Origin of the sequence: Streptomyces erythrochromogenes (genome assembly GCF_040684695.1) — a bacterium.
Taxonomy (GTDB): Bacteria; Actinomycetota; Actinomycetes; order Streptomycetales; family Streptomycetaceae; genus Streptomyces; species Streptomyces erythrochromogenes_C.
In genome coordinates, this window is record NZ_JBFBGM010000003.1 from 1 (window position 1) to 24,075 (window position 24,075).

Annotated in this window: 20 protein-coding genes and 1 pseudogene; 5 read left to right on the forward strand and 16 right to left on the reverse strand. The window is 72.3% G+C overall.

Annotated features, from left to right (window positions below):
- From AB0O53_RS07255 to AB0O53_RS07270, 4 genes are all read right to left on the reverse strand, one after another.
- A partial coding sequence (locus AB0O53_RS07255) for a hypothetical protein (RefSeq protein ID WP_365193728.1) occupies window positions 1-408 on the reverse strand: 408 nt, incomplete at its 3' end.
- A gap of 140 nt (window positions 409-548) precedes the next feature.
- Complete coding sequence (locus AB0O53_RS07260) at window positions 549-968, reverse strand: SseB family protein (RefSeq protein WP_350991409.1); 420 nt, start codon at window positions 966-968, stop codon at window positions 549-551.
- A gap of 565 nt (window positions 969-1,533) precedes the next feature.
- The gene (locus AB0O53_RS07265; protein ID WP_365193731.1) at window positions 1,534-2,907 is read right to left on the reverse strand and encodes a hypothetical protein; all 1,374 of its coding nucleotides are present in this window, start codon (window positions 2,905-2,907) and stop codon (window positions 1,534-1,536) included.
- Window positions 2,908-3,101: 194 nt separating this feature from the next.
- Window positions 3,102-4,106, reverse strand: a complete 1,005-nt coding sequence (locus AB0O53_RS07270; RefSeq protein WP_350991405.1) for a restriction endonuclease — start codon at window positions 4,104-4,106, stop codon at window positions 3,102-3,104.
- 41 nt (window positions 4,107-4,147) lie between these two features.
- On the opposite strand from AB0O53_RS07270, the pseudogene AB0O53_RS07275 reads away from it, so the two are divergent.
- Window positions 4,148-4,381, forward strand: a pseudogene (locus AB0O53_RS07275) (RNA polymerase subunit sigma-70); the annotation flags it as partial.
- A gap of 115 nt (window positions 4,382-4,496) precedes the next feature.
- On the opposite strand, the gene AB0O53_RS07280 reads toward AB0O53_RS07275, so the two are convergent.
- The 4 genes from AB0O53_RS07280 to AB0O53_RS07295 form a co-directional block, all read right to left on the reverse strand.
- The gene (locus AB0O53_RS07280) at window positions 4,497-5,687 is read right to left on the reverse strand and encodes an acyl-CoA dehydrogenase family protein (protein WP_350991404.1); all 1,191 of its coding nucleotides are present in this window, start codon (window positions 5,685-5,687) and stop codon (window positions 4,497-4,499) included.
- A 213-nt stretch (window positions 5,688-5,900) separates the two neighbouring features.
- On the reverse strand, window positions 5,901-6,464 hold the full coding sequence (locus AB0O53_RS07285; protein ID WP_365193735.1) for a hypothetical protein: 564 nt from the start codon (window positions 6,462-6,464) through the stop codon (window positions 5,901-5,903).
- Between the two features lie 19 nt (window positions 6,465-6,483).
- Window positions 6,484-7,320 (reverse strand): class II fructose-bisphosphate aldolase, encoded by an 837-nt coding sequence (locus tag AB0O53_RS07290; RefSeq protein WP_365193738.1) that lies wholly within the window; start codon window positions 7,318-7,320, stop codon window positions 6,484-6,486.
- The gene (locus tag AB0O53_RS07295) at window positions 7,317-8,219 is read right to left on the reverse strand and encodes an SIS domain-containing protein (protein WP_350991398.1); all 903 of its coding nucleotides are present in this window, start codon (window positions 8,217-8,219) and stop codon (window positions 7,317-7,319) included. Before AB0O53_RS07295 ends, AB0O53_RS07290 begins: the two co-directional genes overlap by 4 nt.
- Before the next feature lie 167 nt (window positions 8,220-8,386).
- Between AB0O53_RS07295 and AB0O53_RS07300 the strand changes: the two genes are divergently transcribed.
- Complete coding sequence (locus AB0O53_RS07300) at window positions 8,387-9,166, forward strand: DeoR/GlpR family DNA-binding transcription regulator (RefSeq protein WP_350991396.1); 780 nt, start codon at window positions 8,387-8,389, stop codon at window positions 9,164-9,166.
- A 1,453-nt stretch (window positions 9,167-10,619) separates the two neighbouring features.
- Here AB0O53_RS07300 and AB0O53_RS07305 read toward each other — a convergent pair.
- From AB0O53_RS07305 to tdh, 3 genes are all read right to left on the reverse strand, one after another.
- A complete protein-coding gene (locus AB0O53_RS07305; RefSeq protein ID WP_350991394.1) occupies window positions 10,620-11,534 on the reverse strand; it encodes a LysR family transcriptional regulator in 915 nt (304 codons plus the stop codon).
- A 30-nt stretch (window positions 11,535-11,564) separates the two neighbouring features.
- Window positions 11,565-12,773, reverse strand: coding sequence for a glycine C-acetyltransferase (locus tag AB0O53_RS07310; protein WP_350991392.1), 1,209 nt, complete (start codon window positions 12,771-12,773; stop codon window positions 11,565-11,567).
- 119 nt (window positions 12,774-12,892) lie between these two features.
- Window positions 12,893-13,921, reverse strand: coding sequence for an L-threonine 3-dehydrogenase (gene tdh / locus AB0O53_RS07315; RefSeq protein ID WP_350991390.1), 1,029 nt, complete (start codon window positions 13,919-13,921; stop codon window positions 12,893-12,895).
- Between the two features lie 189 nt (window positions 13,922-14,110).
- On the opposite strand from tdh, the gene AB0O53_RS07320 reads away from it, so the two are divergent.
- Window positions 14,111-15,019, forward strand: a complete 909-nt coding sequence (locus AB0O53_RS07320; protein ID WP_350991388.1) for an alpha/beta hydrolase fold domain-containing protein — start codon at window positions 14,111-14,113, stop codon at window positions 15,017-15,019.
- Window positions 15,020-15,073: 54 nt separating this feature from the next.
- On the opposite strand, the gene AB0O53_RS07325 is transcribed toward AB0O53_RS07320, so the two are convergent.
- Window positions 15,074-15,811, reverse strand: coding sequence for a class I SAM-dependent methyltransferase (locus tag AB0O53_RS07325; protein WP_350991386.1), 738 nt, complete (start codon window positions 15,809-15,811; stop codon window positions 15,074-15,076).
- Between the two features lie 165 nt (window positions 15,812-15,976).
- The gene (locus AB0O53_RS07330) at window positions 15,977-16,903 is read right to left on the reverse strand and encodes a LysR family transcriptional regulator (protein WP_350991384.1); all 927 of its coding nucleotides are present in this window, start codon (window positions 16,901-16,903) and stop codon (window positions 15,977-15,979) included.
- 215 nt (window positions 16,904-17,118) lie between these two features.
- Here AB0O53_RS07330 and AB0O53_RS07335 point away from each other — a divergent pair, with 215 nt between their 5' ends.
- Together AB0O53_RS07335 and AB0O53_RS07340 are read left to right on the forward strand one after the other, a co-directional pair.
- Window positions 17,119-18,558 carry an MFS transporter gene (locus AB0O53_RS07335; protein WP_350991383.1) on the forward strand — a complete coding sequence of 480 codons (1,440 nt, stop codon included), beginning with the start codon at window positions 17,119-17,121 and terminating at the stop codon, window positions 18,556-18,558.
- Between the two features lie 75 nt (window positions 18,559-18,633).
- Complete coding sequence (locus tag AB0O53_RS07340; protein WP_350991381.1) at window positions 18,634-20,781, forward strand: GAF domain-containing SpoIIE family protein phosphatase; 2,148 nt, start codon at window positions 18,634-18,636, stop codon at window positions 20,779-20,781.
- On the opposite strand, the gene AB0O53_RS07345 is transcribed toward AB0O53_RS07340, so the two are convergent.
- The 3 genes from AB0O53_RS07345 to AB0O53_RS07355 all read right to left on the reverse strand — a co-directional run bounded on the left by AB0O53_RS07345 (window position 20,782) and on the right by AB0O53_RS07355 (window position 24,065).
- Window positions 20,782-21,627 (reverse strand): hypothetical protein, encoded by an 846-nt coding sequence (locus AB0O53_RS07345; protein ID WP_350991380.1) that lies wholly within the window; start codon window positions 21,625-21,627, stop codon window positions 20,782-20,784.
- Window positions 21,628-21,631: 4 nt separating this feature from the next.
- Window positions 21,632-23,434: a glycoside hydrolase family 15 protein gene (locus tag AB0O53_RS07350; RefSeq protein WP_350991379.1), complete on the reverse strand. Its 1,803-nt coding sequence runs from the start codon at window positions 23,432-23,434 to the stop codon at window positions 21,632-21,634.
- Window positions 23,435-23,501: 67 nt separating this feature from the next.
- Window positions 23,502-24,065 (reverse strand): DoxX family protein, encoded by a 564-nt coding sequence (locus AB0O53_RS07355; protein ID WP_350991377.1) that lies wholly within the window; start codon window positions 24,063-24,065, stop codon window positions 23,502-23,504.
- Window positions 24,066-24,075: the final 10 nt, after the last annotated feature.

Consider the following 24,075-nt stretch of genomic DNA (forward strand, 5'->3'; position numbering starts at 1 on the left):
ACCCCCGCCGGCCTGGTCCAGCAGGTCCTTCAGCGATCCGATCCTTCCCGTCGAGGTCACCGTGTCCTTGGTGTCCGACCAGGTCTGCCCGATGTCCTTGTTGCTCTTCTCGAACGACTCCGCGCTGTAGTCCGGTTTGTACATGTCCCAGCTGAGGACGTCCCCCCAGGCCTTCTTCTCGACGTCGTCCTCACTGGCGTGCGGATTGCCCAATCCGGCGTTGACCGCGACCTTGAACGCGCCGTGGATGTACTGGTCCTCCTCCCACATCGTCCCCGCGGCGATGCCGAGGTTCGCGGCCAGGGTGGAGGCGTTCTGGACCAGGGCGCGCACGCCCCACTCCCACCGCTCGCAGAAGTCCTCGAAGTCCGCGGCGAGCCCGGCGTGCCCGGTCTCCATCCCCGTCATCGACAGATTCTCGAAACCCGCACCCTGCGAGGCACCGGCCGCATCCCCGGACTCCCGCAACTCCGATATCGCCGACCGCAATCCGGACTGGATCGCCGCGACCGCCTGCGGCGAAACCTCCAGGTCCTTCCCGCCCGCCATCAGGCCACGACTCCGGCATCGGCCTCGGCGGTGTCGACGGCACACGCATCGGGAACGATCCCGGCCACCGGCGGGAACAACATCGAACCGTCCCCGTCCGCCACGTTCACCGCAACCCCGGCCGGCCCGTCCACCTGTGGCACCACCGCATCGGCCAACCGCGCACCCAGGACCGCCAGATACGGCCACTCCCGACCGGCCTCACCACGCGCCTGCGCGAACCGGGCCAGGGCCTCCTCGTCGGTGAACGCGTAGAACCAGCGGATCCCGCCCGAGACGGCGGACATCAGACCACCCGCGGCACCGGCATCGCCATCGGCGACCGGAACGATGAGCACAGCCCTGCGGAACTCACCCACCAAACGTCCCGGATTCCCCGTCCCGTTCCGGTAGGCGGCTATCTCTGCAGTCAGTTCCATCGGGCCACATCCCCTCCAAGGTGCGTCACACCCGGAGGAACAGTACCTTGATCGGCAAATAAGACTGATCTCGCAGCGCGGCGTGTCCCGTGAGGTAGCCGAGCGCGGAGTGGCGACGGCGCTGGTTGCGGTACGCATGCCGGCGGAAGAGCTGAGTCCGTGGAGCCACTCGCGCTTTCAGACCCTGGAAGGACGACTTGGCCGGGGCGTTGACATAGCTCGATCGAGCCGACCGCCCATACGGCGGCGGACGCCGCGCCGACGGCAGATGTCTACGACGTCGGCCGAGCTGTACCGATGGCGCGGATCTCGCTCGTCGGTGTGACCAAGGTCGCTAGTTGGCACTGGAGATTCGCCCTGACCTGCATGGATGCCACCCATCCCTCCCCGACTCTGACCGGAGGGACGCACTATTCTTGGCACTTTGGTACAGCACCTCAGCAGAACTCGGGCGCAGTACGCCGCCGTGGGCACAGTCGACGACTATGGGCGCGTGCCAGCAGCCCACCAGAGCTGCAAGGTGCAGATCAAGACGCCCCCGGCCTAGTCAGCCGGGTGCCTGTCCCTAGACCCAGACCTCGTGCTCGTTGCGGTAGTGGGGCCAGGGCCTCCAGGTCCGCCGCGCGGCAAGCACGTGCTTCATCCCTGCGACCCACGAGCCCGGAGTAAGCAATTCGATCAGGTACCGATCGAGTGCGGAGCGCTGGACCTGCAGCGTCCAGCCCGGGGCCATCCGGATGCCGCCCGGCAGGGGAACGGACCGCAGGCGCTCCGGTTGGTGGATCTCCATCACCACCTCGCCAGGTTTGAGGTCCGTGTTCCCAGGTGGGCGGACCCATCGGGCGTCCAGGCCGGCGACCTGGAGCAGCTCGGCAAGTGTGGGGCCGGATGTCTCAACGCTCACTGTGGTGTAGTCGCCGATGATGCGAGCGCAGATGACAGGGTGCAGAGGGTAGTTAGCCCAGGGAACCCGCTGTGGATCAACCGCGGTGGAGTCCAGGCTCGTCGCATGGACGTTGTGGGCGCGTCGGCCGATGCCCGCACGGTCCAGCGCCCCCTCGAAAGAGTCCCGCATGCGCTCGATGGCCTGCTCGTGCGGTAGGTCCAGTTGGGTCAGACCGTACTGGTCGACGACCAGGAGCGCCCGGCTCCCAGGAATCTCGATGGCATGGAAACCGTCTGCCGCGGCCCTTTCGGTGGCCGTGCGGAGGATGTCCAGGTGGGTGCGCAGCGGCAGGGCTAGGTCACACAACACATCGAAAGTCGTACCTCCCGGAAGGGCATCACCGTGCAATACCGCAGCGCGCGCCTGGTTGATCCTCCGCAGTTGCTTCTTGTCGATGCTCCTCGGGTTGGTCTTGACCTCCTCAGTCTGGAGTGGCCCCATGTGATTGAAGACCGTGACATCCCCGATGCGTAGGCAGTTGGTCAAGTCATGCAGGAGGGCGAATGCACCATCCTCTTTCCACGCCTGTTCCACTCGCTCAAGCTCGGCTGGCAAGCCCTTCTTCCCATACATGAGCCCGGGCGAGTCGTTGCGGGAGAGCGCGAGGATGAACGGCCGGTAACAGCTGAACGCGCGCCAGGCCAGCGCGTCACCGATCGAGCGGAGTTGACGGACCAGACGCTTGCACACGTCATGCTCGAACTCCCAGGTACTGATCTCGGTGAGGTCGCGGCCCGACTGCGGCTCAGGAACGTGCGGTTGGGGTGCCTTGTGCACGCGCATCCTGGCGATCGCGCGCTTCAGACCGTCGCGGTCCTTCTCCACGTCCAGCAGGCGGGTCAGCAGTTCTCGTTGGAAGACCACCCCGTCTTCCAACGATTGGCACGCACGCAACTGCTCAATGAGCGACGCCAGAACGGGCTGCATCGCAAGATGCCGCGGGTGATGCAGCATTTTGTCCGGCTCGTAGGCATCAGCGTCGAACAGGCTCATTGTTCAATTCTCACAGCCAACACCGCTCAGGACCGCAGGAATTCACGACTGACTCCTTGAGCCTGAACAACACACCCCAGGTGGTACACCGCCCCGGCGGGGCAGGGCTGCGCAACCACCATGGATCGCGCGAACCGCCCACGACATCAAGAAACCCTGTTGAGGGGAGGGGCCAGAGCCCAACGAGGGTGATGTCAGGTGAGGTCGCGCGTTTCCCAGCCGGGTGGCAGTTTGGGCAGGCCCACCAGGGCGTCGATGCCAAGGTGTTCGAGGAGGAGTGCCTTGAGGTGGCGGCCGTCGATAAGTTCCATGCGGCCGGTCCGGTGGGCGAACTCGAGGCTGGCTTTGCCGAACCAGGCAGTGGTGACGACGATGCCCTTCGCTGCTGCTTTGTCGTGCATGACGCCAGCAAGGGCCCGTACCGTTTCGGCGGAGACGGCATTCTTGGTGCGCTTGGCCTGGATGATGCAGAGTCCTCCGATCAGGGGTTCCTCGTTGATGGCGACGGCGTCGATTCCGTCGTCGCGGGATGCCTGGGTGGCCCAGGACTTGAGGCCGATCTTCTCGAAGAGGCGCCGGATGAGGTGCTCGAACTCGATGGGGTCGAGCGCGACGAGGTCTGGGCGGCTGTCGAGGCCGGCGATCACGTCCCGTTCGGGTGCCAGTTTGTACTTGGCCAGGTCGAATGTGACCACCGGGCGAACGGGTTCGAGATCGTACGGGTGCTGGGAGACGATGGCGTTGAGGTAGGGCAGGCTCTGGACCGGGTCCAGCTCTGGTTCGTCAAGGACGAGCTCTTCGAAGGTCTCCCTGCCGGCCCGCAGGCTGATCAGGCGAGGCCTGATAGCCTTCCCCGTTGCGCGGTCCTTGGCGTTGACATGTCCGTCGAACGCTACGACGTCGACCAGCTCCGGTGGTGTCACGGCGAAGGCTTCGTCGATGGCTCGGAGGGCGAGCCTGGCGACAAGATCCCGGTACATGGCCTTGGTGTCAGCCTCCTTGCGAGGCTGTGGGACAACCGCGGGTGGGGCCGAGGCCTTGTAGCAGTATTGCGCAACGGCCGGTACGACGGCTTGACCTGGCAGCTCGACCTCCAGGACCAGCTCTCGTGATTCCGGGGCGAACGCGGCGCGCCACGTACCACGAAGTCCCTCCGGGTAGCCGACCCGAGCCAGCACAGCCTCGACACGGTTGGTCATCGCGTCTGGGCCACCGCTGAGGAGTGCCTTCTGCACCGGGAGGCTGCCGCGGCTCGCGTCTCGTCCCGACCGTGGCGAACGGAACCCCCGCCTTCGGACAATACCGACGCCACCCGGACGGGACCGGCTACCTTCCCTGGGCACTGCAGGTCGTCGAGTTCTCCGGCAACCGGATCACCGGCATCACGGCATTCCGTGACACCGAGCGTCTGTTCCCGCTCTTCGGTCTGCCGGACCACCTAGACGAGGACTCCCAAACCGGTACTCATGTCTGACTGGAATCACCTCCCAGCCGCCTGCCTTCACTCCGCCGGCCGGTGACTGGTGCGCGCAGGGCACGGTGCCAACCATCCCTCTTTTGTGCCAACTGAAAAGCTTCGTCACACCGGGTCAGCGGCGGACTCGGGGCATGCCCAGGCCGATCCAGGAGATGATCTCGCGCTGGATCTCGTTGTTGCCGCCGCCGAAGGTGAAGATGACCGCGCTGCGGTAGCCGCGTTCGAGTTCGCCGTGCAGGACCGCGCCGGCCGAGCCGTCCTTGAGGGGGCCCGCCGCGCCGACGATCTCCATCAGCCAGGCGTACGCGTCGCGGCGCGCCTCGGAGCCGTACACCTTGACCGCGGAGGCGTCCTGCGGGGTGAGGGTGCCCGACTCGACCGCGTTCACCATCTGCCAGTTGAGCAGCTTCATCGCGTCGAGACGGGCGTGGGTGCGGGCGAGCCGTCCGCGGACCCAGGACAGGTCGATCACCCGCCGTCCGTCGGCGAGCTTCGTCGACGCGGCCCAGCGCTGGACGTCGTGGAGGGCGCGGATGGCCATGGTGCCGTGTGCGGCCAGCGTGACGCGCTCGTGGTTGAGCTGGTTGGTGATCAGACGCCAGCCCTTGTTCTCCTGGCCGACGCGGCGGGTGGCGGGGACGCGGATGTCCTCGTAGTAGCTGGCCGTGGTGTCGTGGGAGGCCAGGGTGTTGATGAGGGTGCAGGAGTAACCGGGGTCCGAGGTCGGGACGAGGAGCATGGTGATGCCCTTGTGGGCGGGGGCGTCCGGGTCGGTGCGGACGGCGAGCCAGACCCAGTCGGCGGTGTCGCCGTTGGTGGTCCAGATCTTCTGCCCGTTGACGACGTAGGTGCCGGTCTCCTCGTCGCCCTCGCGGACGGCCTTGCACTTGAGCGCGGCGAGGTCGGTACCCGCGTCGGGCTCGCTGTAGCCGATGGCGAAGTCGATCTCCCCGGCGAGGATCCTGGGCAGGAAGTAGGCCTTCTGCTCGTCGGTGCCGAACTGCATGATGGTCGGCCCGACCGTGTTGAGCGCCATCAGCGGAAGCGGTACGACGGCCTGCGCGGCCTCGTCGAAGAAGATGAACTGGTCCATCGGGGTCATCCCGCGGCCGCCGTACTCCTTCGGCCAGCCGACGCCGAGCCAGCCGTCGGCGCCGAGCCTGCGGATGGTCTCCCGGTAGAACCGCTTCTGGGCGGCCGGGTCCTCGTAGCGGGCGTAGACGTCCTCGGGGACCAGCTCGGCGAAGTAGGCGCGCAGCTCGGTGCGCAACTGCTGCTGCTCAGGCGTGTATTCGAGGTGCACGGCCCCTCCTGGAGTCTCGCGGTCCGGCCGGTTCGCCGCAAAGGCGTGATGGCGGCGGTCAGACTAGAACCTGTTGCAAGAATTCGGAAGGACCTGCGTACCGGCCGTTCGGCGCGGGCGCGCGACGACGCGTGGCGCGGCCGGGTGTCCCTGCGCCGGGTCCTGATGCACATGGTCGGCCGTGGGGATGTGACCCCGCCGCCCGCCGGGCGTTCAGGTGTAGAGGTACAGGAGGTCGAAGCGGACGAGGTCCCGGGCCGTGTCGAAGAGGTACTCCCCCGACGGGTGCCCCTCCGCGCCCTTGTGGTTGGCGTGCGCGTCGAACTGCCCGCTGTGCTGCCAGGCCGCACCGGCCGGCGCGTACGGGGCCAGCTCGGCGGGCAGTTCGGCCGGAGCGGCCGCGGGCGCGAAGGCGTACTCCGCCCTGCCGGTGATCGCCGCCGCCCCGCCGGCCGCGAGCCGGGCGACGCCGACCAGGCGGATCCGCGAGTCGGGACTCGGAATGGTCCGGCTCTCGGCGGAACCGGGCTTCTCGTCGATGTCGTAGCCGAGCCAGTGCGCCTCGCCCAGCGTCCCGACGTACGGGCCGAAGCGCGCGTTCAGGGGCTCCAGGTCGGTGCGCACCTGCGGCCCGGGCCGGGCCGGTCCGGGCCACACGGCGTAGGCCGTGCCCGCGCCCACCGCCAGCAGCGGGATCCCCGCGATCAGCAGGAAGCGCCTGCGGTTGGTGCGCCCCCGCGGCTCCTGCTGCCGTCCCGGTCCCCGCTGTGCGTCCACGGCCGCCCCCCGATGCCCCTCAGTTCAGGGCGCCGATCATAGCCGTGGCGGTCGCCGTCATCGCCACGCGGGCCGCCGCCAGGTAGGGCCGGGGGTCCGCCGGGGTCAGGTGGGTGCGGATGGCCTCCGTCATGGCCAGGTTCAGCGCGGTGCCGATGTTGACCTTGCGGATCCCCCCTGCGACGGCCGCCGCGAGCTCGGAGTCCGGCAGTCCGGACGAGCCGTGCAGGACGAGCGGTACTTCCACCGTCTTGGCCAGCCTGGCCAGCAGGGCGTGGTCGAGGGCCGCGGTCCGGCTGGTCATCGCGTGGCTGCTGCCGATGGCGACGGCCAGTGCGTCGACCCCGGAGTCGGCGACGAACCGGCGCGCCTCGTCGGGGTCGGTACGGGCGCCGGGCGCGTGCGGGTCCAGCGGTGCGGCGCCGTTCTTGCCGCCGACCTCGCCCAGTTCGGCCTCGATCCACAGGCCGTTGGCGTGCGCCCAGTCGGCGGCCGAGCGGGTGGCTTCCAGGTTCTCGGCGTACGGGAGCTGCGCCGCGTCGTACATGACCGAGCTGTACCCGGCTTCGCACGCCTGCCGCAGCAGCTCGGGGCTCTTGACGTGGTCGAGGTGCAGGCCGACCGGGACCGTGGCGGCCTCCGCGCAGGCGGCGGCGGCCCGGGAGATCGGCAGCAGCCTGCCCTCGCGGAACTTCACCGCGTTCTCGCTCAGTTGGAGGATGACCGGCAGCCCGGCCGCCTCGGCGCCGGCGACGACGGCTTCGGCGTGCTCCAGCGTGATGATGTTGAAGGCGGCGACGGCGCGGCCCGCGGCGGCCGCCTCGGTGACGAGTTCTCCCGCGCGGACGAGGGTCATCGGACCGCCTCCTCGCCGCTGGTGAGGATCACCGAACGGGTCAGGTTGCGCGGCGCGTCGGGGTCCAGTCCGCGCCGTGCGGCGACGGCGAGCGCGAGCCGGTGCACGCGGACGAGTTCGGCGAGCGGGTCGAGCCGCCCGGCCACCCACTGGGCGCCGGTCCGGCGGACCTGTTCGGCGAGCCCGTCGGGGGCCTCGTCGAGCGACCAGGTGACGGTGCCGGGACCGGAGATGCTGACCGGTCCGTGCCGGTACTCCATCGCCGGGTAGGACTCGGCCCAGGACAGCGAGGCCTCGCGCATCTTCAGGGCCGCCTCGTGGGCGAGTCCGACGCTCCAGCCGCGGCCGAGGAAGGTGAACTGGCCCTGCTCGTCGAGGTCCGCCGGGAGCGGCTCGTCGAGGGCGGTGCGGGCGTCGGCGACGGCCGCGGGGCCGTGCAGTCCGACGTGGGCGCGTAGCAGGGTCAGGGCGGTGGTCGCGAAGCGCGTCTGCACGACGGACTGTTCGTCGGCGAAGTCGAGGACGACGAGCTCGTTCGCCAGCGTCATCACCGGAGTCGCCGGATCGCCGATGACGGCGGTCGTGGGCACGCCCGCGTCGCGCAGTGCGGCCAGCAGGTCCAGTACCTCGGTGGTGGTGCCGGAGCGGGTGAGCGCGACGACCCGGTCGTAGCGGCGGTGGCGGGGGAACTCCGAGGCGGGGAAGGCGTCGGTCTCCCCCTGCCCCGCCTCCTCGCGCAGCGCTGCGGCCGCCTGGGCCATGTAGTACGAGGTGCCGCACCCGACGATCGCGGCACGCTCCCCCGGCTGCGGCAGCACCGCCCGCCGGGCCGGGGCCAGTTCGGCGGCCCGCTCCCAGCACGCGGGTTGCGTGCCCAACTCGTACGCGACGTGACTCATACAGGCTCCCTCGTGCGACAGACGGGTCTGAATGCGTTTTCCTGCAAGGTAGCGGGCAGTTTCGCGCAACTTCAAGCAACCACGGGCTGTTCTGCTGGGTTAGTGTCGCCGGGTAGCCCGACGGAGGCCACAGGACGGGCACGCAGCGAGCACGGGAGGGGCGGCCGATGACCCGCAAGGAGCGCTGGCAGACACTGCTGGACCTGCTGGTGGAACGGGGCGAACTGGAGGTGGAACCGGCCGCCGAGACCCTCGGGGTGTCCGCCGCGACCATCCGCCGCGACCTCGACCAGCTCGCCGAGCAGCAGCTGCTGGTGCGCACCCGCGGTGGGGCGGTGCTGCACGGGGTCAGTTACGAACTCCCGCTGCGCTACCGGACGTCGCGTCGCGCCGCCGAGAAGAGCCGGATCAGCGAGGCCGTCGCGGCGCTGGTCGCCCCGGGCGAAGTGATCGGCCTGACGGGCGGCACCACGACCACGGAGGTGGCGCGGGCCCTGGCCGGGCGGCCGGACCTGGCCCAGGGCTCGCCCGCGCTCACCGTGGTCACCAACGCCCTCAACATCGCGGGCGAGCTGGTGATCCGGCCGCAGTTCAAGATCGTGCTCACGGGCGGCGTGGCCCGTCCGCAGTCGTACGAGCTGACGGGCCCGCTCGCCGAACAGGTCCTCGGGCAGCTCGCGGTGGACACGGCGGTCCTCGGCGTGGACGGCTTCGACCCGCAGGACGGTGCCGCGACCCGGCACGAGGACGAGGCCTCGGTCAACCGCCTCCTGTGCGAACGCGCCCGCCGGGTGGTGGTCGCGGCGGACTCCAGCAAGCTGGGCGTCCGCGCCTTCGCCCGCATCTGCGCGACCTCGGAGGTGGACGTCCTGGTGACGGACACGGGCCTCACCCCCACGGTGGCCCGGGCCTTCACGGCGGCGGGGGTCGAGGTGGTGACGGTGTGAGGGGGGAGGGAGAGGGGGCGCAGGGCGCGGGGCGGGTGTGGGATGGCGGGGGCTTCGGCGGGGCGGGGCGGAAGGCGCGGGGTGGTGTGGGGAGCGGCGTTCCGGCGGGACGGGGGTCGGGAGGCGCGGCGGTGGCTTCGGGTGAGCGGAATGCACTCGGGCGGGGGTCAGAGGCGTTCTGGGGGTTTTTCCGTCTGTCCGATGGTTTTCCGGGTCGTGCCGGTCCCTCAAGGGCGCTCCTGCGTCGCGTCGCGTTGCGATGGCCTGCGGCCACCCTTGACCGCCCGTCCCGCCCCGGAACTACGAAGGACCGGCGGAAAACCCCAAAAGAACGAGCCGGGCGACGAGAGACCATCGGGGCGGTATCCAGCGCGGGCAAAGCCAGGCACGCCCCAAATCGCTACGCGCTCCTGCCTGACGGCGTCCGCAGGCCCCGTGGGCTGGACATAAGCCGCCCTAGATCGCTACGCGCTCCTGCCTGACGGCGTCTGCGAGCCCCTGTGGCTGGACATAGGCCGCCTGTGCTCACAGCGGGCTCCTCGATCACGCGTCCGCAGCCCGTCCGGGGCCGGTCACAAGCCGCAGAGGCCCGATGACCTGCTCATGGACGGCGTCTGCGGGCGGATCGGGGGAGGAAGAGCGCCGGATGACGGCTGAGGCGAACCCCATCCATGTCTGCGCAAGTGCGAGCCTCGGAGGGTCGTCAGTTTGCCCCAATTACCCCTATTTAGGTGGCCAGTTGGGATGTCACCCTGACATTGTCGGGGGTTGGGATCGGCTGGGCCGATGGATCGCCCTCCCGCCCCTCGAATCCGCCCTTCCCGGCCCCGGACGAGCGCCGGACGCGGTCAGGGCGAAGCGCGTAGCGATCTGGGGCGGCCTATGTCCAGCCACAAGGGCTCGCAGTCGCGTGATCGAGGAGCGCGTAGCGATCTAGGGCGGCTTATGTCCAGCCCACGAGGCCTCCAGACGCCTTCAGGCAGGAGCGCGTAGCGATCTGGGGCGCTCCGGGCTCCCGCCCGCGCATCGCTGATGTGGCCGTCCCTGAAACGAAGGTCCCGGCTCGTTCTTTTGGGGTTTTCCGCCGGTCCTTCGTAGTTCCGGGGCGGGACGGGCGGTCAAGGGTGGCCGCAGGCCATCGCAACGCGACGCGACGCAGGAGCGCCCTTGAGGGACCGGCACGACCCGGAAAACCATCAGACGGACGGAAAAACCCCCAGAACGTCACTGACTCCCGCCCGAGTGCATTCCGCTCACTCGAAGCCACCGCCACGCTTCGGCGCCCCCGCCCCGCCGGAACGCCGTCTTTCCGTACCGCCCCGCGCCTTCCGGCCCCCGCCCCGCCGGAACACCGCTTTCCGTACCGCCCCGCGCCTTCCACTCCCGCCCGCCGAAACCCCGCCCCACACCCCCGCCGCACCATCCGCCCCCGCCCCGCCGAAGCCCCCACCCCTCAGTGAGCCGGCAGGCGTTCCGATTCTCGGACCAGGGCCGCCAGGACGGGGGCGATCAGCGGGTGGGTCTCGGCTCCGCGGCGGGTGGCCGCGAAGACGCGGCGGGTGGCGGCCGGTCCGGTGACCGGGCGGACCTGGACCTCCTTGAGGTCCATCCCCCGCAGCGCCGAGCGCGGTACGAGAGCCACCCCGGCCCCGGCCCCGACCAGCGCCGTCACGGCGCGGAAGTCGTCGGAGGAGTGCGCGAACCGCGGCTGGAAGCCGGCCAGTTCGCAGGCGAGCAGCGTGACGTCGTGGCACGGGTTGCCGGGGTACTGGCCCACCCAGTCCGAGTCGGACAGGTCCGCCAGCGACACCGCCGGCAGGTCGGCCAGCGGGTGCCCGGAGGGCAGTACCGCGTCGAAGGGTTCCGCGTACAGCGGGAGGACGGAGAGCCGGCCGTCGTCGGCGCCCGGCGCACCCCGGTACTCGACCGCGAGCGCGAGGTCGGCCTCGCCGTCCAGGAGCAGCGGCAGGCTCTGGTCGCCCTCCGCGTCACGCACCCGCAGCCTGATCCCCGGCCGCTCCAGGGTGAGGCGGGCGATCGCCGGGGCGAGCACCTCCGCGATGCCCGTGGCGAAGGCGGCCACGGTGACCTCGCCGGCCGCGCCGCCCGCGTACGCCGCGAGCTCGGCCTCCGCCCGTTCCAGCTGGGCCAGCACCTCGTGGGCGTGGCCGAGCAGGATCTCCCCCGCCGCGGTCAGCCGTACGCCCCGGCCGCTGCGGGTGAGCAGTGCGTGGCCCGTCTCCTGTTCCAGTGCGGCGAGCTGCTGGGAGACGGCGGAGGGGGTGAGGTACAGGGCTGCGGCCGCGGCGGTCACCGTACGGTGGTCCGCCACGGCCCGCAGGATGCGCAGCCGGCGGGGGTCGATCACCCCACCATTGTCTCAGGATGCGGAGGTCACTCAGGCCCCAGCGGTCCCCAGGGCCGCACGGGCGTCGATGAAGGCGGCCACCGCGCGCTCGACGTCGGCCGTGGAGTGGGCCGCCGAGAGCTGGACGCGGATGCGGGCCGCGCCCATCGGCACCACCGGGTAGGAGAAGCCGATCACGTAGACCCCGCGCTCCAGGAGCAGCTCGGCCATGCGGCCGGCCTCGGCCGCGTCGCCGATCATCACGGGGGCGATGGCGTGGTCGCCGGGCAGGATCTCGAAGCCGGCCTCGGTCATCTTGGTGCGGAACAGCGCGGTGTTCGCGGCGAGGCGTTCGCGCAGGTCGCCGGCCGACTCCAGCAGGTCGAGGACCTTGAGGGAGGCGGCGGCGATGACCGGGGCGAGGGAGTTGGAGAACAGGTACGGGCGCGAGCGCTGGCGCAGCAGCTCGACGATCTCGGCGCGCGCGGCGACGTAGCCGCCGGAGGCGCCGCCGAGGGCCTTGCCGAGGGTGCCGGTGATGATGTCGACGCGGTCCATGACGCCGTGCAGTTCGGGGGTGCCGCGGCCGCCGGGGCCGACGAAGCCGACCGCGTGGGAGTCGTCGACCATGACCATGGCGTCGTGGCGCTCGGCCAGGTCGCAGATCTCCTGGAGCGGGGCGACGTAGCCGTCCATGGAGAAGACGCCGTCGGTGACGATCAGCTTGCGGCGGGCGCCGCCCTCGGTGGCCTCCTTCAGGCGGGCCTCCAGCTCGGCCATGTCGCGGTTGGCGTAGCGGAAGCGGCGGGCCTTGGAGAGGCGGATGCCGTCGATGATGGAGGCGTGGTTGAGGGCGTCGGAGATGACCGCGTCCTCGGCGCCGAGGAGGGTCTCGAAGACGCCGCCGTTGGCGTCGAAGCAGGAGGAGTAGAGGATCGTGTCCTCCTGGCCGAGGAAGGCCGAGAGGCGTGCCTCCAGCTCCTTGTGCACCTCCTGGGTGCCGCAGATGAAGCGGACGGAGGCCATGCCGTAGCCCCAGCGGTCCAGCGCGTCCTTCGCGGCGGCGACGACCTCGGGGTGGTCGGCCAGCCCGAGGTAGTTGTTGGCGCAGAAGTTGAGGACCTCGCCCGCGGTGCCGCCCGAGGTGACGGCGACGGCCGCGCTCTGCGGGGTGCCGATGACGCGCTCGGGCTTGTGCAGGCCGGCGGAGCGGATCTCGTCGAGGGTGGTGCGGAGGTCGTCGCGGACGGTCTCGAACATGCTGCGTTTCTCCTTGTGCGGCGGGAGGGGGCCGGGCCCCGCGGAGGGGGGAGGGTGTGCGGGGCCCGGCCGGAGGGAGATGGTTCGTGGGGGAAGGGGGCGGTCGGGGCGGTACGCCGCTACGCCGTCCAGTCCAGGATGATCTTGCCGCTGCGGGCGGTCGCCGCCTCGTCGAAGGCGGCCTCGAAGTCGCGGTGCGAGTAGCGGCCGGTGATGACGGGGCTGAGGTCGAGGCCGCCCTCCAGGAGCACCGTCATCGCGTACCAGGTCTCGAACATCTCGCGGCCGTAGATGCCCTTGATCGTGATCATCGAGGTGACGACCTTCGCCCAGTCGACGGGGAACTCCGTCGCGGGCAGGCCCAGCATGGCGATCCGGCCGCCGTGCGTCATGTTGTCGATCATGTCGCGCATCGCCTCGCCGCGCCCGGACATCTCCAGGCCGATGTCGAAGCCCTCGCGCAGGCCGAGCCGGGTCTGGGCCTCGGCGATCGAGGACTCGGCGACGTTCACGGCGAGCGTGGCGCCCGCCTTGCGGGCGATCTCCAGCCGCTCGGGGCTCACGTCGGTGATGACGACGTTGCGCGCACCGGCGTGCTTGGCCACGGCGGCCGCCATGATGCCGATCGGGCCGGCGCCGGTGATCAGCACGTCCTCGCCGACCAGCGGGAAGGACAGCGCGGTGTGCACGGCGTTGCCGAAGGGGTCGAAGATCGCGGCGACGTCGAGGTCCACGGCGGTGCGGTGCACCCATACGTTCTGCGCGGGCAGGACGACGTACTCGGCGAAGGCGCCGTCGCGGCCCACGCCGAGGCCGACCGTGCTGCGGCACAGGTGGCGGCGGCCCGCGAGGCAGTTGCGGCACTTGCCGCACACCAGGTGGCCCTCGCCGCTGACCAGCGCGCCCAGCTCGATGTCCGTCACGTCGGCGCCGACCGCCGCGACCTCGCCGACGAACTCGTGGCCGAGGACGAGCGGGGTCTTGACCGCGCCCTGCGCCCAGCCGTCCCAGGAGCGGATGTGCAGGTCGGTTCCGCAGATGCCGGTGCGCAGCACCTTGATCAGCACGTCGCCAGGGCCGTACTCGGGCTCGGGGACGTCCATGAGCCACAGGCCGGGCTCGGCTTTGTGCTTGACGAGTGCCTTCATGGGTGGCTCCAGGGCATGCGGAACGGGGGCGCCGCGAGCGTGCGGGGCTTCGGCGGCGTCGGTGACGGGCACCAATCTGCCGATCTCCGTGGTGATCAGTCCATCGAGAGTTTCTTAAGCGGGCCGACAGCGCAGCTTCACGCCTATGCTCCTCCGTTGACGGGGCAGGGAAAAGGGGAGGTGAGGGGCGTGCCGAGTCTGCGCAGCAGGGCGCTTTCGGTCGCGCTGGTCGTGGCGGGGCGGCGAAGACGGTTCGCGAGCGCCGAGGCGGTCCGCGAACGGGTGGCGTCGGCCGCCCGCCGACCCGCTTCGCACCTGCCGCCGCGGCGGCTGGGGCGGGTCGCGGACGTCTCCCGGACGTTCGTGGGCGCCTGGCCGGTGTACGACGTGTGCCCGCTGGGGGCGGAGCCGTCGGCGCAGGTGCTGTACGTGCACGGCGGCGGCTACGTGGGCGAGCTGGAGCGCCCGCACTGGGAGCTGGTGCGGACCCTGGTGACGCGGGCCCGGGCGCGCGTCGTCGTACCCGCGTACATCCTGGCGCCGCGCGGGACCGCCGACCGGACCGTCCCGGTCGCCACCGATCTGCTGAGCGGCCTGATCGCGGGTGGCGGCGACGGCGGGACGGTGCTCATCGGCGATTCGGCGGGGGCCGGGCTGGCGCTGGCGGCCGCGCAGCGGCTGCGCGACCGCGACGGTGAGCAGCCCTCGCGGATCGTGCTGGTCTCGCCCTGGCTGGACGTGACGATGAGCCATCCGGACCAGGCGGCGATCGAGGAGGCCGACCCGCTGCTGGCCCGTGCGGGGCTGTTGGAGGCCGGGCGGCTGTACGCCGGAACGCTGGCCGCCGAGGATCCCCTGGTGAGCCCGCTGCGCGGGTCGTTCGCGGGGCTGGCGCCGCTGACGGTGTTCAGCGGCACCCGGGACGTGCTGTCGACGGACAGCCGGGAGCTGGTGCGCCGGGCCCGCGCGGAGGGCGCGGAGGTGGAGTTCCACGAGGCGGCGGGGATGCCGCACGGCTACCCGCTGCTGCCGGTCCCGGAGGGGCGGGCGGCGCGTGACCGGATCGTCGAGCTGGTCAGGTCCGCCGCGGACCTGTGACGGCCGGGGCCGGGCGGCGCGGGCCCGGCCCGGACGGCAGCACACCCCGCGCCCCTATGCCGTACAGGTCATCAGCGAGCTGATCGGCCAGGCGCGGTACGCCGTCCAGTACGCCTCGTCGCGCACGGGGTCGGCGGGCGGGGTCCGGTTGGGCTGCCAGCCGACGGTGACGAAGCCCGCCTCGACGGCCGCTTCGGCGAGGTCGGAGTGGGCCCATTCGCGGAACTCGAAGGGCACGGGCGGCTCGGTCAGGAAGTGGGCCTTCAGCAGCGGCGCGTCGCCGTCGCGGACCCGGTCGAGGATGCGGACCCCGTACGGGGACCAGTCCACCCGGGGGTAGGCCCCGGCGTTGGGCACGATGGCGAGGAGCCGGCCGCCCGCCCGCAGGTTGGCGCGGACGGACCGGAACATCGCGTGGAGGGTGCGCCGGTCGGGGGCGTAGCTGAAGACGTACGCGGCGGTGGCGAGGTCGAAGGGGCCGAGGTCGGGCAGGCCGGCGGCGTCGGCGACGAGGTACTCGACGTCGCGCCGGTCCTTCGTCGCCTCGTGTGCGCGGGCCAGCCGGATCATCTCCTCGGAGACGTCGACGCCGACGGTCCGCCGGGCCCCGCCCCGGGCCAGCAGCCGGGTGTTGTAGCCGTATCCGCAGGCGAGGTCGAGTGCGTCGAGGCCGCGCAGGCCGCCGAGCGCGTCGAGGGCCCCGTGCAGGGTGTAGGTGTCGGCCGCGGAGTATGCGGCCGTGCTCTTGGACTCCGCGTAGCGCTCGCCGATGGTGTCGTACTGGAACCGCATGCTCTGCCTTCCGCGGGCCTGCCGGGGTGGGACGCGTGGGGGTGCGCGTGGGGTGGGACGTGTGGGGGTGGGACGCGTGCGTATCGTGCCCCGCGGCGTGCGCGGGTGGCCGCCCGCACACCCGTGCGCCCCCGGACGTTCCCCCGGACGAGGGAAGCGGTCGGCCTATCGCGGGGGCCGGCCCTCGCGGCCCGTGGTCATCAGTTCGCGGGCGCGGCCGCGCAGCCAGGCGTGCGCCGGGTCCGCGTCGTGCCGCGGGTGCCAGGCCATGCCGAAGGGCAGCGTGGGCAGGTCGAGGGGGATCTCGAAGGTCTCCAGCCCCAGCGCGGCGGCGAGCGGAACGGCCTGGGCGGTCAGCAGTCCCACGAGGTCGCTCTCGCGCAGGACGAACAGGGAGGCGGGGAAGCTGCCCACGCTGCCCACGACCCGCCGGGACAGCCCCTGCTCGGCGAGAGCGGTGTCCACCGGGCCTTCCAGGCGGCCGCGCCGGGAGGCGATGAGGTGTTCGGCCGCGGCGAACCGCCGGGCCGTGGGGCGGCCGCGCAGCAGCGGGTGGCCGGCGCGCACGACGGCCACCATCCGCTCGTCGTAGAAGTGCTCGACGTGGACCTCGGGGGAACGGGTGTCGATGACGCCGAGTTCCAGGTCGGCGACGCCTTGGCGCAGTGCCGGGACCTCCACGTGGCTCTCGGCGAGGAACCGCAGCCGCACCCCGGGCGCCTCGCGGGTCACCCGGCCCAGGAGCGCGGCGCCGGTGACGGCGGTGAACGCCTCGTTGGCCAGCACGGTGAAGGTGCGGGTGAGGGTGGTCAGGTCCACCCGGCCGCCGCCGAGGAAGAGCGCGCGGGCCCGTTCGACGACCGCGCGGACCTCTCCCTGCACGGCGAGGGCGTGCGGGGTGGGCACCATGCCCCGGCCGGCCCGGACCAGGACCGGATCCCCGAGGGCCTTGCGGATCCGGCCGAGGGTCCGGCTCATGGCGGGCTCGGACAGGTGCAGGCGCGTCGCCGCCCGGGAGACGCTCGACTCCTCGATGAGCACGTCGAGGGCCACGAGCAGGTTCAGGTCGAGCCCGGATTGCGTCACACGCATGGATCCCTTGCAGAACTTGCACTGGAAAGCAGGTCGCGCCAACTCTACGGTGATTCCGGGGGGACGAGTGCACCGCACCAGGAGCGCCGGCCGACCGCCGACCGACCCCCGACCGGCCTCCGACCGGCCTCCGGCTGACCGGCCCCCGGACGCCGCCGGGCCCGGCCCGTTCGCCCACCCCGTTCCGCTTTCGCTTCCGACTCCCAGGAGGAGCCGTGCTCCGCCATGCCGTCCCTCGGGGCCCGAAGGTCGCCCCTGTCGCGACCTCCCTGTCCCGGTCCGCCCTGCTCGTGCTGTGCGCCTGCGTGCTGACCGCCCAGGCCCTGGTCGCCGCCGTCAACCTGCTGATCCCGCAGCTGGCCGCCTCCGACCTGCGGCCCGACCCCGGCGAACTGCTGTGGTCGGTGGACGCCTACGTCGTCGTCTTCGCCGCCCTGCTGATCCCCGCGGGGGCGCTCGGCGACCGCCACGGCCGCAAGGGGGCCCTGCTCGCCGGGCTCGGCCTCTTCGCCGCCGGCGCCGCCGTCAGCGCGCTCGCCCCGGCCCCGGCCGTGCTGATCGCCGGGCGCGGCCTGTGCGGGGCCGGGGCGGCCCTGATCATGCCCGCCACGATGTCGGTGCTGATCCACCTCAGTGCGCCCGAGGCCCGGGGGCGGGCGCTGGCCACCTGGACGCTGGCCGTGGGCCTCGGGGGCCTGGCGGGCAACGTCGGCGGCGGCCTGGCCGGCGAGTACCTGACCTGGCGGGCCCTGTTCTGGACCGTCGTCCCCCTCGGCGCGCTGCTCGCGCTCGCGGTCGCCCTCGCGGTCCCGCGCACGCCGTCACGGCCCGACGCCTCGGTCGACCCCCTGGGGACCGTGCTGCTCGCCGGGGCGCTGGTCGCGGTGGTCTACGGGATCATCGAAGGGCCCTCGTACGGCTGGGCCTCGGTGCGTGTGCTGACCGCCTTCGCCGCGGGCGCGGGGCTGCTGGCCGCCTTCACCGGCCACGCGCTGCGCGCCGCCCGCCCGCTGCTGGACCCGCGGATCTTCGCCTCGCGGCGGCTGCGCGCCGGGGCGCTCGGCATCGGGGCCGGCTTCTTCGGGATGTTCGCGCTGTTCTTCGTCAACGCGCAGTACCTGCAGTACGCGAAGGGGTTCTCCGTGGCCCAGGCCGGTCTCGCGATCATTCCGCTGACGGTCGGGATGGCCCTGGTGCCCCGGTTCGGCGCCCGGCTGGAGGAGCGTTCCGGTCCGCGGCTGCCGGTGGGCGCCGGGCTCGGCCTGATCGGGGCGGGGCTGCTGCTGGTCTCCACGGCCGACGCGGACACCCCGTACGCCGTGTACGCGCTCTACCTGCTGGTCCTGTCGGCCGGCGCGGGCCTGTCCGCGCCGTCGCTGACGCTGACGGTCGTCGGCGCGCTGCCCGCGCACCAGGCGGGGCTCGGCTCCGGTCTGAACACGGCGGCCCGTGAGGTGGGCGCGGCCCTCGGGGTGGCCGTGGTCGGTACGGTGCTGGCCTCCCGGTTCCACGGGAACCCGCAGGATCCGGCGCAGGTGGCGGCCTTCACCGAGGCGATGGGGACCGCGCTGCGCACGGTGGCCGTGGTGCTGCTGATCGGGTCGGCCGCGGTGGTGGCGGGGCTCCGCGGCACGGGCCGCCGCGGCCCCGGATGAGGCCGCGGCCCCGGTCGGCGCGGCCGGGGCGCCGGGATGCCGATGCCGTCGCCGATGGCGCATCCTGACTGTGTGATGGCGACAGCGGACAGCGTCGGCGCCGCCACCGACGCCACGGTCCAGGCGCTCGCTCGGGCTGTCGTGAGCGCCGTGGAGGCCGTGGGCGGGTACGCGGGCGGGGTCTACCTGCGCTCGCGCTCGCACGATCTCCTGCTGCTGGCCCTGTTCACCGGGCTGCCGCTGCCGCTGTTCCGGCCGTGGTGGCGGATGCAGGTCAACCGCCCCTATCCGGTCGCCGAGGCCTACCGTTCGGGGCGGTCCGTGCTGCTGGCCGACGCGGAGTCGGCCATGAGCCGCTTCCCCCAGTTCGTCGCCGGGCTCCCCTTCCCCTTCGCCTCCCTGTACGAGCCGGTGGCCGCGGAATCGGAGCGGTTCGGCGTACTGGTGGTGCTGCGCCCGGCCACCCCCGGTGTCCCGGTCGGGGCCGGGGACCGCAAACGGCTCCGGCAGGCGGCGGAGGAGCTGGCGCGCGAGCTGTCGGCGCTGTCCGCGGCCGGAAAACCGGTGGTGTGGGACGGGGACCCGGTCTGTGTGCCGGGCCCGGCGCCGGAGGCCGGGGCCGCGGGAGCCCGCGACGCCGTGGACCGGCTCGCGCAGGCGGTGCTCTCCCTCGACCGGCAGGGCCGGATCGGCTTCGTCAACGCCGCCGCGGAGCGCCTGCTGGGCCTCGGTGGCGGGCACCTGCACGGGCGGCTGCTGTGGGAGGCGCTGCCGTGGCTCGGTCATCCCGCGCACGACGACCACTTCCGGGCGGTGTTCATGTCGTCGGAGCCGGTGCACTTCTCCGCCCGGCGCGGACGGCATCCGCCGGGCGAGTGGCTGTCGGTGGGCCTCTACCCGGCGCCCGACGGCGTGACCCTGACGATCGGCGCGGCCGACCCGCCCTCCTACGCGTCCGCGACGGCGGCCGAGCCCGCCACTGGCCCGGGCTCGCCCGCCGACCAGGCGTCCGCGCTGTACCGGCCGGTGGCCCTCGCCATCGCGCTGACGGAGGCGGTCACGGCCCGGCAGGTGTCGGCGGTGGTCACCGAGGAGCTGCTGCCCGCGTTCGGCGGCCGCCAGCTCGCGATCTACCTGCTCGACCAGCGGCATCTGCACCTGGCCTGGGAGACCGGTTTCCCGCAGGGCTTCCTGAACCGGTTCGACGGGGTCGCGCTGGATGTCCGGCTGCCGGGCGTGGAGACGCTGACCACGGGCCGGCCGCTGTTCTTCGAGTCGATGCAGCGGCTGGCCGCCGCCTATCCGGGCATCCCGCTGGACGCCGACGTCGGCGCCCGGGCCTTCCTGCCGCTGATCGCCTCCGGGCGGCCGGTCGGCTCGTGCATCCTCGGCTTCGACTCCCCGCGCGGCTTCAGTCCGGAGGAGCGTACGGTGCTCACCGCGCTGGCCGGGCTGATCGCGCAGGCCCTGGCCCGGGCCCGGCGCTACGACAGCGAGGCGGCGCTCGCCCACGGCCTCCAGGCTGCGCTGCTGCCGCACCGGCTGCCGGTGCGCGAGCACGTGGAGACGGTGGGCCGCTACCTGCCCGGCTCCGCGGGCATGGACGTGGGCGGCGACTGGTACGACGTCGTCGAGACCGGATCGGGCCGGCTGGCCCTGGTCATCGGCGACGTCCAGGGGCATGGTGTGGCCGCCGCCGCGACCATGGGCCAGCTCCGCAGCGCCGTACGGGCCTTCGCGCTGGCCGGCAGCACGCCGGAGCAGGTGGTGCGCGGCACCAACCGGCTGCTGATCGACCTCGATCCGGGGCAGTTCGCGAGCTGCTGCTACGTGGTGCTCGACCCCGCGTCGGGCTCCGCCCAGGCCGTCCGGGCCGGTCACCCGCAGCCGCTGCTGCGCCGTCCCGACGGGCGTACGGAGGTACTGGACCTGGCGGGCGGGGTGGTGCTGGGCGTCGACCCGCAGGCTTCGTACCCGGTCACGGAGCTGCGGCTGGCGCCGGGTGCGGTGCTCGCCCTGTACACGGACGGGCTGGTGGAGCGGCCGGGCGTCGACATCGACGAGGGGGTGGAGCGGCTGCGGCTGGCGCTGGCGTCGGCGCTGCCCGTTCCGCTGGCCGAGACCGCCGACCGGCTGATCGGCGGCGTCGTCGACCGGCCGGACGACATCGCCCTGCTGCTGGCGTCCCTCACGGGGGGGCTCCGAGCACCCCCGCCCCGGTGACTAGGGACGTTCGAGGGCCTGGAGCACACCGCCGACCGAGAAGCACAGGGCGCCGAGCAGGGTCCCCCAGTTGGCGACTGCCGTGTCGACCAGGTCTCCGGTGGCGGGCAGGGTGAAGGCCGCCAGGGCCGAGACCATGAACAGCACCGATCCGAACTGGTTCACGGCGACGACCCACCAGCCGAGGCTGCGCGAGCGCAGGCAGGGCCAGGGGCGGTGGCAGATCTCGATGAAGGCCAGGTGGCCGGAGAGCAGGAAGAGCAGGCATCCGATCACGTCGGGCGTCCAGATCAGCCGGTTGGTCTGCTGGACGGTGAGCCCCTGGAGGAAGGAGTCCAGGAGGTTGATGCCGAACACGAGCGTGCCGACGAACAGCACGAACGTGCTCAGCCAGTCCAGGCGCATCGGCTCGTACCCCCACCACTTCCAGGCGGAGGTGACCAGCCGGCCGCCGTCCTGCGGGGTGTGGCGGGGCCCGTTGAGCACCTGGAGGAGGGAGACGTAGCCGCCGGTGTTGAAGAACAGGCCTCCCGCGAAGTAGATGGCGGCGCTCTCGGCGGTGGTGCCCCAGCCGAACTGGGACACGGCTGCGCCGAGGGCGAAGAGGGCTCCGCCGACGACGAACGCGGCCGAGGCGATCCCGTTGAGCCGTCGCAGGCGGCGCAGGCCCTCGGCGTCGGCGGTCGTGGTCCTGGCGGCCGCCTCTCCGGGGGCGCGCACGGCGAGGGTTCCGCGCCTGCGGGCGGGGCGCGACTCCCACACCACCGTGTCACCTTCGGGGCGCTGCCAGGTGAGGCGGGTGGTGAAGGGTCCCGCGCCCTCGGCGCGCTGCTGGGGCAGGTCCACGCGCTCAGCCCGCCCCGGTCGTCCGCTTTTCCATGCCGGCCAGGGTGAGCGCGGTGTTGACGAGGCCGACGTGGCTGAACGCCTGCGGGAAGTTTCCGAGTTGGCGCCCGGAGACGGGGTCGTACTCCTCGGCGAGCAGTCCCACGTCGTTGCGGACCGTCAGCAGCCGTTCGAACAGGACGCGGGCCTCGTCCTCGCGGCCGGTCAGGTGCAGGGCGTCGGCGAGCCAGAAGGAGCAGGCGAGGAAGGCGCCTTCGTCGCCGGGCAGGCCGTCGACGGAGTCGGCGGTGCTGTAGCGGCGGACGAGTCCGCTGCGGCCGAGTTCTGCGCGCACCGCGTCGACCGTGCCGATGACGCGGGGGTCGTCGGGCGGCAGGAACCCGACCCTGGGGATGAGCAGGGTCGCGGCGTCGAGTTCGGTGGAGCCGTAGTACTGGGTGAAGGTGCCCCGCTCGGGGTCGAAGCCGTTGTCGCAGACGTCGCGGTGGACCGCGTCGCGCATGGCGCGCCAGCGGTCCGGATCGCCGTGCAGCGACGGGTCGCCTTCCAGCGTCCGCACGGCCCGGTCCGCGGCCACCCAGGCCATCACCTTGGAGTGCACGAAGTGCCGGCGCGGCCCGCGGACCTCCCAGAGGCCTTCGTCGGGCCGGTGCCAGTTCTGTTCCAGGAAGTCCAGGAGGGCGAGCTGGATGCTCCAGGAGTGGGCCTCGGCGGGCAGCCCGGCGGACCTGGCCAGGTGAAGGGAGTCGATGACCTCCCCGTACACGTCGAGCTGGAGCTGGTCGACGGCGGCGTTGCCGACGCGGACCGGGGCGGAGGAGGCGTAGCCGCGCAGCCAGGGCAGTTCGCTCTCGGGGATGCGCCGTTCGCCGGCGATCCCGTACATGATCTGGAGGTCCTCGGGGGCGCCGGCGACCGCGCGCAGGAGCCACTCGCGCCAGGCGCGGGCCTCGTCGAGGAATCCGGTGGTGAGCAGGGAGCCGAGGGTGAGGGTGGAGTCGCGCAGCCAGCAGTAGCGGTAGTCCCAGTTGCGGACGCCGCCGAGTTCCTCGGGCAGGGAGGTGGTGGCGGCGGCGGCGATCCCGCCGGTCGGGGCGTAGGTGAGGGCCTTGAGGGTGATCAGGGAGCGGGTGACCGCTTCCTGGTAGGGGCCCTCGTAGCGGCACTGGGAGGTCCACTCGCGCCAGTCGGAGAGGCTGCCCTCCAGGGCCTCGAAGGGGTCGGTGGGTTCGGGTCGCGGTTCGTGCGAGGGGTGCCAGGTCAGGACGAAGGCGACGCGGCGGCCGGCGGTGACCGGGAACTGGGAGCGGGTGCTGTTGTCCTCGCCCCAGGTGCGGACGGGGGGCTCGCTGCGGAACCACACGGAGTCGGGCCCGGCGACGGCGACACGGTCGCCGTCGCTGCGGCGTACCCACGGCACGACGTGGCCGTAGTCGAAGCGCAGGCGCAGGGTGCTGAGCATCCTGACGGTTCCGCTGATGCCTTCGACGATGCGGACGACGTCGGGGGCGACGTCGCGCTGCGGCATGAAGTCGGTGACCTTGACGGTGCCGGTCTCGGTCTCCCAGTACGACTCCAGGACCAGGGAGCCGTCGACGTAGGCGCGGCGGGTGCAGCGCTCGCCGTCGGCGGCGCCGAGGGGGGCGATGCGCCAGTGGCCGTTCTCCTCGTCGCCGAGGAGCCTGGCGAAGCAGGCCGCCGAGTCGAAGCGCGGCAGGCACAGCCAGTCGATGGACCCGTCGCGGCCGACCAGCCCGCTGGTCATGAGGTCGCCGATGAGTGCGTAGTCTTCGATGGGTTGTGTCATTTGTGCGCTCTTCCCCTGAATGTCCGGGGCCAATCAGCTCGGGCCCCGGACACCCCCGAGCGACGCGCTAGTTGCGCACGAGGAGCATGACGGCGGCGAGGACCACGCCGAGGGCGAGGGCGAGGGCTCCGTGCGCCAGGCGCTGGGTGCGCAGGACGGGGAGGAAGCGGTCGGCGGCGTAGCGGCCGGGGCCGGTGAGGGTGAGGGCCGCTGCGCCCGCGGTCAGCAGGAGTTCGTACTCGATGCCGGCGGGGGCGAAGAAGGAGCCCGTGCCGTGGACGGCGATCGCGTTGATGAGGGTGCCGACGACGGCGGCGCCGGCGAGCGGGGTGAGCAGGCCGGCGGCGAGTCCCAGGCCGCCGAGGGTCTCGGTCAGGCCGGCGAGGACGGCCATGGCGTCGCCGGCGGGGTAGCCGCTGGCGGTGAAGAACTGGCCGGTGCCGCTGATGCCGCCGCCGCCGAACCAGCCGAAGAGCTTCTGCGCCCCGTGTCCGGCCATGGTCAGGCCGAGGACGAGGCGCAGGAGCAGCAGGCCGGTGTCGTGGCCGGGGGTGGAGAGGGCGGCGGGCGGGGTGTGCGCGGCCGGCGCGGCGGCCTGCGGCTTCGTCGCGGTGACGGAGGGGCTGGTCATCGTGGGGGTC

Excerpts from the sequence above, each read along its gene's own strand:
- AB0O53_RS07260 (WP_350991409.1), bottom strand. The coding sequence starts at position 968 with ATGGAACTGACTGCAGAGATAGCCGCCTACCGGAACGGGACGGGGAAT.
- AB0O53_RS07265 (WP_365193731.1), bottom strand. The coding sequence starts at position 2,907 with ATGAGCCTGTTCGACGCTGATGCCTACGAGCCGGACAAAATGCTGCAT.
- AB0O53_RS07270 (WP_350991405.1), bottom strand. The coding sequence starts at position 4,106 with ATGACCAACCGTGTCGAGGCTGTGCTGGCTCGGGTCGGCTACCCGGAG.
- AB0O53_RS07290 (WP_365193738.1), bottom strand. The coding sequence starts at position 7,320 with ATGACCCTCGTCCGCGCGGGAGAACTCGTCACCGAGGCGGCCGCCGCG.
- AB0O53_RS07295 (WP_350991398.1), bottom strand. The coding sequence starts at position 8,219 with ATGAGTCACGTCGCGTACGAGTTGGGCACGCAACCCGCGTGCTGGGAG.
- AB0O53_RS07300 (WP_350991396.1), top strand. The coding sequence starts at position 8,387 with ATGACCCGCAAGGAGCGCTGGCAGACACTGCTGGACCTGCTGGTGGAA.
- AB0O53_RS07310 (WP_350991392.1), bottom strand. The coding sequence starts at position 12,773 with ATGTTCGAGACCGTCCGCGACGACCTCCGCACCACCCTCGACGAGATC.
- tdh (WP_350991390.1), bottom strand. The coding sequence starts at position 13,921 with ATGAAGGCACTCGTCAAGCACAAAGCCGAGCCCGGCCTGTGGCTCATG.
- AB0O53_RS07325 (WP_350991386.1), bottom strand. The coding sequence starts at position 15,811 with ATGCGGTTCCAGTACGACACCATCGGCGAGCGCTACGCGGAGTCCAAG.
- AB0O53_RS07330 (WP_350991384.1), bottom strand. The coding sequence starts at position 16,903 with ATGCGTGTGACGCAATCCGGGCTCGACCTGAACCTGCTCGTGGCCCTC.
- AB0O53_RS07340 (WP_350991381.1), top strand. The coding sequence starts at position 18,634 with ATGGCGACAGCGGACAGCGTCGGCGCCGCCACCGACGCCACGGTCCAG.
- AB0O53_RS07350 (WP_350991379.1), bottom strand. The coding sequence starts at position 23,434 with ATGACACAACCCATCGAAGACTACGCACTCATCGGCGACCTCATGACC.
- AB0O53_RS07355 (WP_350991377.1), bottom strand. The coding sequence starts at position 24,065 with ATGACCAGCCCCTCCGTCACCGCGACGAAGCCGCAGGCCGCCGCGCCG.